Source organism: Neorhizobium petrolearium (genome assembly GCF_017873175.1).
Taxonomy (GTDB): Bacteria; Pseudomonadota; Alphaproteobacteria; order Rhizobiales; family Rhizobiaceae; genus Neorhizobium; species Neorhizobium petrolearium.
The window spans coordinates 194,594-201,654 of record NZ_JAGGJW010000015.1; the positions used below are offsets into that span (position 1 = coordinate 194,594).

The following is a 7,061-nucleotide window of genomic DNA, read 5'->3' on the forward strand; positions in this document are numbered from 1 at the left end:
CGGGAACGGATTTGGACAATATCGAGCTTTTCGAACGTGTCGGGCTGGCGATAGCCATCGGTGCCGCGATCGGTGTGGAGCGGCACTGGCGCGAACGGGACGAACCGGCGGGCGCCCGCACGGCCGGCATCCGAACTTTCACGATGATCGGCATGCTCGGCGGCATTGCAGGCCTGATCGAGCGAAGCCTCGCTCCGACGTCCGTCTATCCGGGCATCGTGACCATCGGTTTTCTCATCGCCTTGACGGTTGTCATGACCATGTTCGAACTGCGCGAAGCCATCGCCGAGCAAAGCTTCAGCGCCACTTCGGTCATTACCGCGATCCTCACCTTCGGTCTCGGCGTGCTTGCCGTCACGGGCGACATGGTGCTGGCATCTGCCGCCGGAGCAGCGCTCGTCACGCTTCTTGCCAGTCGCGAATTCCTGCACGGGGCGATCCGGCGCCTGCAATGGGTGGAACTGCGCTCGGCAGTGATCCTGCTCGCCATGACCTTCGTGCTTCTGCCGATCATTCCGGCCGAGCCGGTCGGACCGTTCGGAGGTATTTCGCCCAGAAGCCTCGTGCTGTTGGTCATCACCCTCGCCTCGATCTCCTTTGCCGGTTATATCGCGGTCCGGTTGCTTGGTACTTCCCGGGGCGATGTGGTGGCGGGCGGGATTGGCGGCCTCGTCTCCTCGACCGGCACGACCGTCGCGTTTGCCAGGCGCAGCCGCCAGGGCGCAGACCCGACATCGCTTGCGGCAGGGGCCATCAGTGCCGGCGCCGTGTCGCTGTTGCGGACCGCGTTCCTGATCGGCACGCTGGCGGTCAGCTTGCTGCCTGGTCTTCTTCTACCGATCGGCGTCGGCGCCGTGCTGATGCTGGCTTATGCGTTCTTTCTTTCGTCCCGCCAAAAGTCGATGGATGACGGGCATTCCCCGGCCAATCCGTTCGAGCTTCCGGCAATTGCCAGGATGGCGGCCCTGCTTGCGGCCGTGGCCTTTCTGGCCCGGGCAGCGACCCTTTATTTCGGCGATACGGGTCTCATCGTCGCCTCGGCGCTTTCCGCACTCGCCGATGTGGATGCCACGACGGTCACGGTGGCAGGCATGTTGCCGGCGCTCGATCCGAAGCTCGCCGCCCGCGCCATAGGCATCGGCGTGCTCGTCAACATGGTAGTCAAGGCGGTCTACGCCACGATCTTCGGCAGCCGGGGCTTTGCGGTCCATCTCTGGATGGCGACGCTGCTTTCGGTCTCCGCCGGCCTGATCGCGGATTGGCTGCAGGATGCGGTTTAGAAGACCGCAGGCAATATCGAAAGAGCACCGCTTTACGGACACGATTGGTGGCAACAATAGTCCGCTCTGCGGTGGATGGCTTGAATTTCTCGCGGTTTTGTGGTCTTGAAGCCGCCCATCAAGAAAATCTCAAAAAACGCAGTCCCGTTCAGATGCAATTCGGGACCCCTCAAGGACTTCCCGCATGGCTCGCTCCGCCCTTCTCAACGTCATGGTTCAGGCTGCCCTCAAGGCAGGTAAGTCGCTCGCCAGGGATTTCGGCGAGGTGCAGAACCTGCAGGTTTCGGTGAAGGGGCCTAGCGATTTCGTTTCGCAGGCGGATCTGAAGGCGGAAAAGATCGTCCACGACGAACTGATGAAAGCTCGCCCCACCTACGGCTTCCTCGGTGAGGAAAGCGAGGAGGTGAAAGGTACGGACGGTGCGCATCGCTGGATCGTCGATCCGCTCGACGGCACCACCAACTTCCTGCACGGCATTCCGCAGTTCGCCGTATCGATCGCACTGGAACGCAACGGCGAGGTCGTCGCCGGCGTCGTCTTCAATCCGGCGACAGACGAGCTCTTCACCGCCGAAAGGGGCGGCGGGGCATTCCTGAACGATCGTCGCATCCGGGTCGCCGCCCGCCGCGCGCTCTCTGATTGCGTCGTCGGCTGCGGCGTGCCGCATCTCGGTCGCGGCAATCACGGCAAGTTCCTCGTCGAACTCCGCCATGTCATGGGGGAGGTCGCCGGCATTCGTCGTCTCGGCGCGGCTGCGCTCGATCTCGCCTATGTCGCCGCCGGCCGGCTGGACGGGTTCTGGGAGACCGACCTCTCGCCTTGGGACATGGCGGCCGGCATCGTCCTCATCCGTGAGGCGGGCGGTTTCGTCAGCGACATGAAAGGCACGACGGATATTTTCGGCAGCGGCAATATCGTCGCCGGCAACGAACTGATCCAGAAGGCATTGCTCGAAGTTGCAAACCGGCCTGTTCCGACGCGGTAAGTCTCTGGTGTTACGGCCATAGAGCCGAATTAAAGGGGAGGTATCACCAGCTTCCGCACTTCAATTCGTCGCAATTTTACACTAGCCTCCGGCGCGGAAGAGTACCGGAGGCAAGGGCATATCATGGCGAATGCGAGACTGGACGATCTGGACGAGTCTGAAACGCGCGGCGGCTATGCCTACAAACTTTCCAATCCGGCGTCCTTCCTGTGGACCATGGTGATCTTCCTGATCATCGTCGGATTCGTCGCCTCGATTCTCTACCGCCAGGCCGCGCATGCCTTCCAAACCAATCCGGGCCTCAACGGGTTGATTCTCGGCGTTCTGCTGATCGGCATCGTCCTGGTTTTCAACCAGGTGATTGGCCTCGTTCCGGAAGTGCGCTGGTTCAATTCCTTCCGCGCGGCCGGCAGCGCCGACAAGGTCGGGCGCGAACCCAGGCTGCTTGCGCCGATGCGCACGCTGATCGGCAGCCGCCGCAGGATGGCGCTTTCGACCGCGGCCTTCCGGTCGATCCTCGATTCGATCGGCACGCGCCTCGACGAATCGCGCGATACGTCGCGTTATCTCATCGGACTGCTCGTCTTCCTCGGACTGCTCGGCACGTTCTGGGGCCTTATCGGCACGATCGGCTCGATCAGCAACGTGATCGGGGCACTCGATCCGAATTCCGGCGATTCGAATGATATCCTGGCCGCCATCAAGAGCGGCCTTTCGCAACCGCTCGCCGGCATGGGCACGGCATTCTCGTCGTCGCTGCTCGGCCTTTCCGGCTCGCTGATCCTCGGTTTCCTGGACCTGCAGGCCGGGCGCGCCCAGAACCGCTTCTATACGGAGCTCGAGAACTGGCTCTCTTCGGTGACGGATGTCGGGTCAGACCTGCCGGCCGTGGCGGAGACGATCGCCCACGGTTCGTCGGAAGATATCCGCGCGCTGACCGAGCAGCTCCGGGCGCTTGCGTCCGCGCAGTTAAAATTGCCGGACGGGCAGCACAGCGATCGCTCGCTTTCCGCCATGGCCAATCTCGCCGAAGGCATCCAGGGCCTCGTCAAGAACATGCGCAACGAGCAGCAGATGCTGCGTGACTGGATCGAGGCGCAGCAGGAAGAGGCAAGAGCCCTGCGCCGCACACTTGACCGGCTTTCCGACAAGATCGGAGGGAAGTAAGCGATGGCGCTCGCCAAGAATCGCCGTCGTGAGCGAGGTGTCGACTACTGGCCAGGCTTTGTGGATGCGCTTTCCACGCTCCTGCTTGCCATCATGTTCCTGCTCACCGTCTTCGTGCTGGCGCAGTTCCTGCTCAGCCGGGAGATTTCCGGCCGCGACGAAGCATTGAACCGGCTGAACAGCCAGATCGCCGAACTGACAGAGCTTCTGGCGCTGGAAAAGAACAACAGCCAGGACTTCGAGGATCAGCTTGCCACCTTGCAATCCTCGCTCGCCGCCTCGGAAAGCGAGCGTTCGCGGCTTCAAGAGCTGCTGAACCAGGGTGCCGGCAGCAGCGAAGCGGCCAATACCCGGATCGGCGAGCTTACGAGCCGGCTCAACCAGGAACAGCAGTTGAGTGCGCGTGCCGCGAGCCAGGTCGAGCTCCTCAATCAGCAGATCGCTGCCCTCCGGGCCCAGATCGCGGCCGTGGAGGCGGCGCTGCAGGCTTCCGAGGCGAAGGACCAGGCTTCCCAGGCGCAGATCTCCGATCTCGGCCGGCGGCTCAATGTGGCGCTGGCGCAGCGCGTGCAGGAACTCAACCGCTATCGATCCGACTTTTTCGGCCGATTGCGCGAAATTCTCTCCGACAGAGAGAATATCCGCATCGTCGGTGACCGTTTCGTCTTCCAGTCGGAAGTGCTTTTCCCGGTGGGCGGCAGCGAGCTTGACGATGCCGGCCGTGTGGAGATGGACAAGCTTGCCGCCGCACTTCTCGATCTTGCCAAGGAAATCCCGGCGGAAATCAACTGGGTGCTGCGCGTCGACGGTCACACGGACAACTCGCCGCTTTCCGGCACCGGCCGCTATCGCGACAACTGGGAACTCTCCTCCGCCCGCGCCACGTCCGTCGTGAAATACCTCATCTCCAAGGGCGTGGCGGCCAACCGCCTGGTGGCTGCGGGCTTCGGCGAATTCCAGCCGATTGCGCAGGGGGATACGCCGGAGGCCAAGTCGCAGAACCGCCGCATCGAGCTGAAGCTGACGGAGCGGTAAAACTCATGGACGAAGACAGGCCGGACATGGCCGCGCTGATGAAGGCGGTCGCGGATAGTCCGAGACGAGACAACAGCGCCTATCACAAGGCGATGGCCGAAGCCCGGCAGGCCTTCGAGGGTGCCGAAGCCGCGCTCGGAGGACCAGTCGAGATGCGCATCAAGACCAAGCTGAAGCGCAACGGCAAATATGTCGTGAAATGGACGTTTACGCGCGCAGAATGACTGAGGAGGAGGATTTCCTCTATTCAGAGCGCTGTGGCACTCTGCCGTTCGATGTCGTGGAATTGCAGCCGGGCGAGCTTGGCGTAAAGCCCGCCCTTGGCGATCAGGCTCTGGTGCGTGCCTTCCTCGACGATCTGCCCGTCCTCCATGACCAGAATGCGGTCGGCTTTCAGCACCGTTGCAAGCCGATGGGCGATGACCAGCGTCGTGCGGTTCTGCATCAGCCCGTCGAGCGCCTTCTGCACCAGCGTTTCGCTTTCGGCATCCAGCGCCGAGGTGGCTTCGTCGAGAAGCAGGACCGGCGCATCCTTCAAAATGGCGCGGGCGATGGCGATGCGCTGGCGCTGGCCGCCGGACAACGTGATGCCGCGCTCGCCGGCAAGCGTATCGTAGCCCTGGTCGAGCTTGCCGATGAATTCGTCCGCCTGGGCGGCGATCGCAGCGGCGCGGACGGCCTCGCGCGTGGCATTCGGCACGCCGAAGGCGATGTTGTCGTGGATCGAGGCCGCGAAGATCGTCACGTCCTGCGGCACGATGGCAAGCCGGGACCGGAGATCGGAGAGATTTGCCCACCTCAGATCGACCCCGTCGAGTTTCACTGTGCCGGTAGAGGGATCATAGAAGCGTATCAGTAGCGAAAAAATGGTGCTCTTCCCGGCGCCGGAGGGGCCGACGATAGCGACTGTCTCGCCGGGCTTCACGCGAAAGGAAAGCGAGTTCAGCGTGATCGCGCTGACGCGGGCGGGATAGGCGAAGGAGACATCCTGGAATTCGACCTCGCCGCGCGAAGGGGAGGGGAGAGCGACGGGATTTTCCGGGTCGCGGATTGCAGGCACCTCGTGCAGCAATTCCGTAAGCCGTTCCGCCGCGCCTCCGGCGGCCGAAAGCTCGCCCCAGACCTCCGAGAGCTGGCCGAGCGAGCTTGCGGCGATCACCGAATAAAGTACGAACTGCCCAAGCGTGCCGGCCGTCAGCGTACCGGACAGCACGCTCTGCGCACCGTACCAGAGCACGCCGACAACGCTGCCGAAAACGAGGAGAATACCGAAGCCGGTGAGAAGCGCGCGGGCCTTGATCGCCACGCGGGCGGCGTCGTAAGCCTTTTCGACCGCACCGCCATAACGGCCGCTTGCAGTTGTCTCGCCACCGAAGGCCTGGACGGTGCGGGTGGCGCCGATCGTCTCTGCCGCGAAGGCGGAGGTTTCGGCAAGCGTATCCTGAGCGGCGCGGGAGCGTCTCCTGACCGAACGGCCGAAGCCGACCAGCGGAAAGACGATCAGCGGGATTGCGCCGAGCACCAGAGCGGAAAGTTTTGGGCTCGTATAGATCATCATCGCCATCGCCCCGAGACAGAGGATGGTATTGCGCAAGGCCTGGGAAGCGGCCGAACCGAAGGCGGACTTGATCTGCGTCGTGTCGGCCGTCAGGCGCGAGACGATTTCGCCGGACTGGTTGACGTCGTAGAAGGATGGCGAAAGCCTGATGATGTGGGAGAAGACTTCGCGGCGCAAATCCGCGACGACACGCTCGCCAATGGTGATGACGTAGTAATAGCGCATGGCGCTGGCGATCGCGAGGAGGGCTGCGAGCGCCAGCAGCATGCCGAAATAGTTGTTGATGAAGTTGCCGTCGGAAGAGGCGAAGCCGTGGTCGACCATGCGGCGCACGGCCAGCGGCAGGGCAAGCGTCGTGGCGGCGGCCAATACAAGGAAAAAGGTGGCGGCTGCGACCATCGACCTGTAGCGGGCGAGATAGGGAACGAGCCTTGCAAGCGGTCTTAAAGCCTTGCTTCTCGGTTGATTTTCTCGGGCTTCGGCCAATTTTTCCCTCGGATATCGTGGCACTTTTCAAGGCGCGCGGGTACTTGTACTTCCGGCAACCTTCCTGTATAGGCTCCGCATCGAATTGGGAAGCCGTGACCGGGCCGGTCTGCGGCTTCATTTATTAAAGAGGGTTCTCGCTCGCAATTGCGACAAATGGACCTCGCAAGAGCAGGATTATCGACATGAAGGCTGACATCCATCCCGACTACCACATGATCAAGGTGGTCATGACCGACGGTACCGAATACGAGACCCGCTCCACCTGGGGTTCGGAAGGTGCAACCATGAACCTTGAAATCGATCCCAGGTCCCATCCGGCCTGGACCGGCGGCAACCAGCAGCTCATGGACCGCGGTGGCCGCGTCTCGAAGTTCAACAAGCGTTTCGGCGGCCTCGGCCTCTAATTCGCTCGATCGAACAGACCAAACGAAGAGCCTGGCGAAAGCCGGGCTTTTTTGTTTGTGCGCCCAGCATGGGCGCACTCTTGTGGGTGGAAGTCCCACCGTAAGCTGGTCATGACGAGCGAAGTGAAGCGCAACTGCGCAAG

The 7,061-nt window shown here is 62.6% G+C and carries 7 protein-coding genes; 6 read left to right on the forward strand and 1 reads right to left on the reverse strand.

Translation table 11 applies throughout. The features are described 5' to 3' along the window. Positions 1-11: 11 nt before the first annotated feature. The 5 genes from J2046_RS26190 (at position 12) to J2046_RS26210 (ending at position 4,691) form a co-directional block, all read left to right on the forward strand. The gene (locus J2046_RS26190; RefSeq protein WP_210056828.1) at positions 12-1,280 is read left to right on the forward strand and encodes an MgtC/SapB family protein; all 1,269 of its coding nucleotides are present in this window, start codon (positions 12-14) and stop codon (positions 1,278-1,280) included. Between the two features lie 184 nt (positions 1,281-1,464). Beyond that, positions 1,465-2,265, forward strand: coding sequence for an inositol monophosphatase family protein (locus J2046_RS26195; RefSeq protein ID WP_210056830.1), 801 nt, complete (start codon positions 1,465-1,467; stop codon positions 2,263-2,265). A gap of 123 nt (positions 2,266-2,388) precedes the next feature. Next, positions 2,389-3,432, forward strand: a complete 1,044-nt coding sequence (locus J2046_RS26200) for a hypothetical protein (protein WP_037156035.1) — start codon at positions 2,389-2,391, stop codon at positions 3,430-3,432. 3 nt (positions 3,433-3,435) lie between these two features. Beyond that, complete coding sequence (locus J2046_RS26205; protein WP_210056832.1) at positions 3,436-4,467, forward strand: peptidoglycan -binding protein; 1,032 nt, start codon at positions 3,436-3,438, stop codon at positions 4,465-4,467. Between the two features lie 5 nt (positions 4,468-4,472). After that, positions 4,473-4,691 (forward strand): hypothetical protein, encoded by a 219-nt coding sequence (locus J2046_RS26210; RefSeq protein ID WP_210056834.1) that lies wholly within the window; start codon positions 4,473-4,475, stop codon positions 4,689-4,691. A gap of 23 nt (positions 4,692-4,714) precedes the next feature. On the opposite strand, the gene J2046_RS26215 is transcribed toward J2046_RS26210, so the two are convergent. Beyond that, positions 4,715-6,511, reverse strand: coding sequence for an ABC transporter transmembrane domain-containing protein (locus J2046_RS26215; RefSeq protein WP_210056836.1), 1,797 nt, complete (start codon positions 6,509-6,511; stop codon positions 4,715-4,717). 185 nt (positions 6,512-6,696) lie between these two features. Between J2046_RS26215 and rpmE the strand changes: the two genes are divergently transcribed. Continuing rightward, the gene (gene rpmE, locus J2046_RS26220) at positions 6,697-6,918 is read left to right on the forward strand and encodes a 50S ribosomal protein L31 (protein WP_037156051.1); all 222 of its coding nucleotides are present in this window, start codon (positions 6,697-6,699) and stop codon (positions 6,916-6,918) included. The last annotated feature ends 143 nt before the right edge of the window (positions 6,919-7,061 follow it).

Bases quoted from the DNA above. Each gene is read 5' to 3' on its own strand.
- J2046_RS26205 (WP_210056832.1), top strand. From the start codon at position 3,436: ATGGCGCTCGCCAAGAATCGCCGTCGTGAGCGAGGTGTCGACTACTGG.
- J2046_RS26195 (WP_210056830.1), top strand. From the start codon at position 1,465: ATGGCTCGCTCCGCCCTTCTCAACGTCATGGTTCAGGCTGCCCTCAAG.
- rpmE (WP_037156051.1), top strand. From the start codon at position 6,697: ATGAAGGCTGACATCCATCCCGACTACCACATGATCAAGGTGGTCATG.
- J2046_RS26200 (WP_037156035.1), top strand. From the start codon at position 2,389: ATGGCGAATGCGAGACTGGACGATCTGGACGAGTCTGAAACGCGCGGC.
- J2046_RS26210 (WP_210056834.1), top strand. From the start codon at position 4,473: ATGGACGAAGACAGGCCGGACATGGCCGCGCTGATGAAGGCGGTCGCG.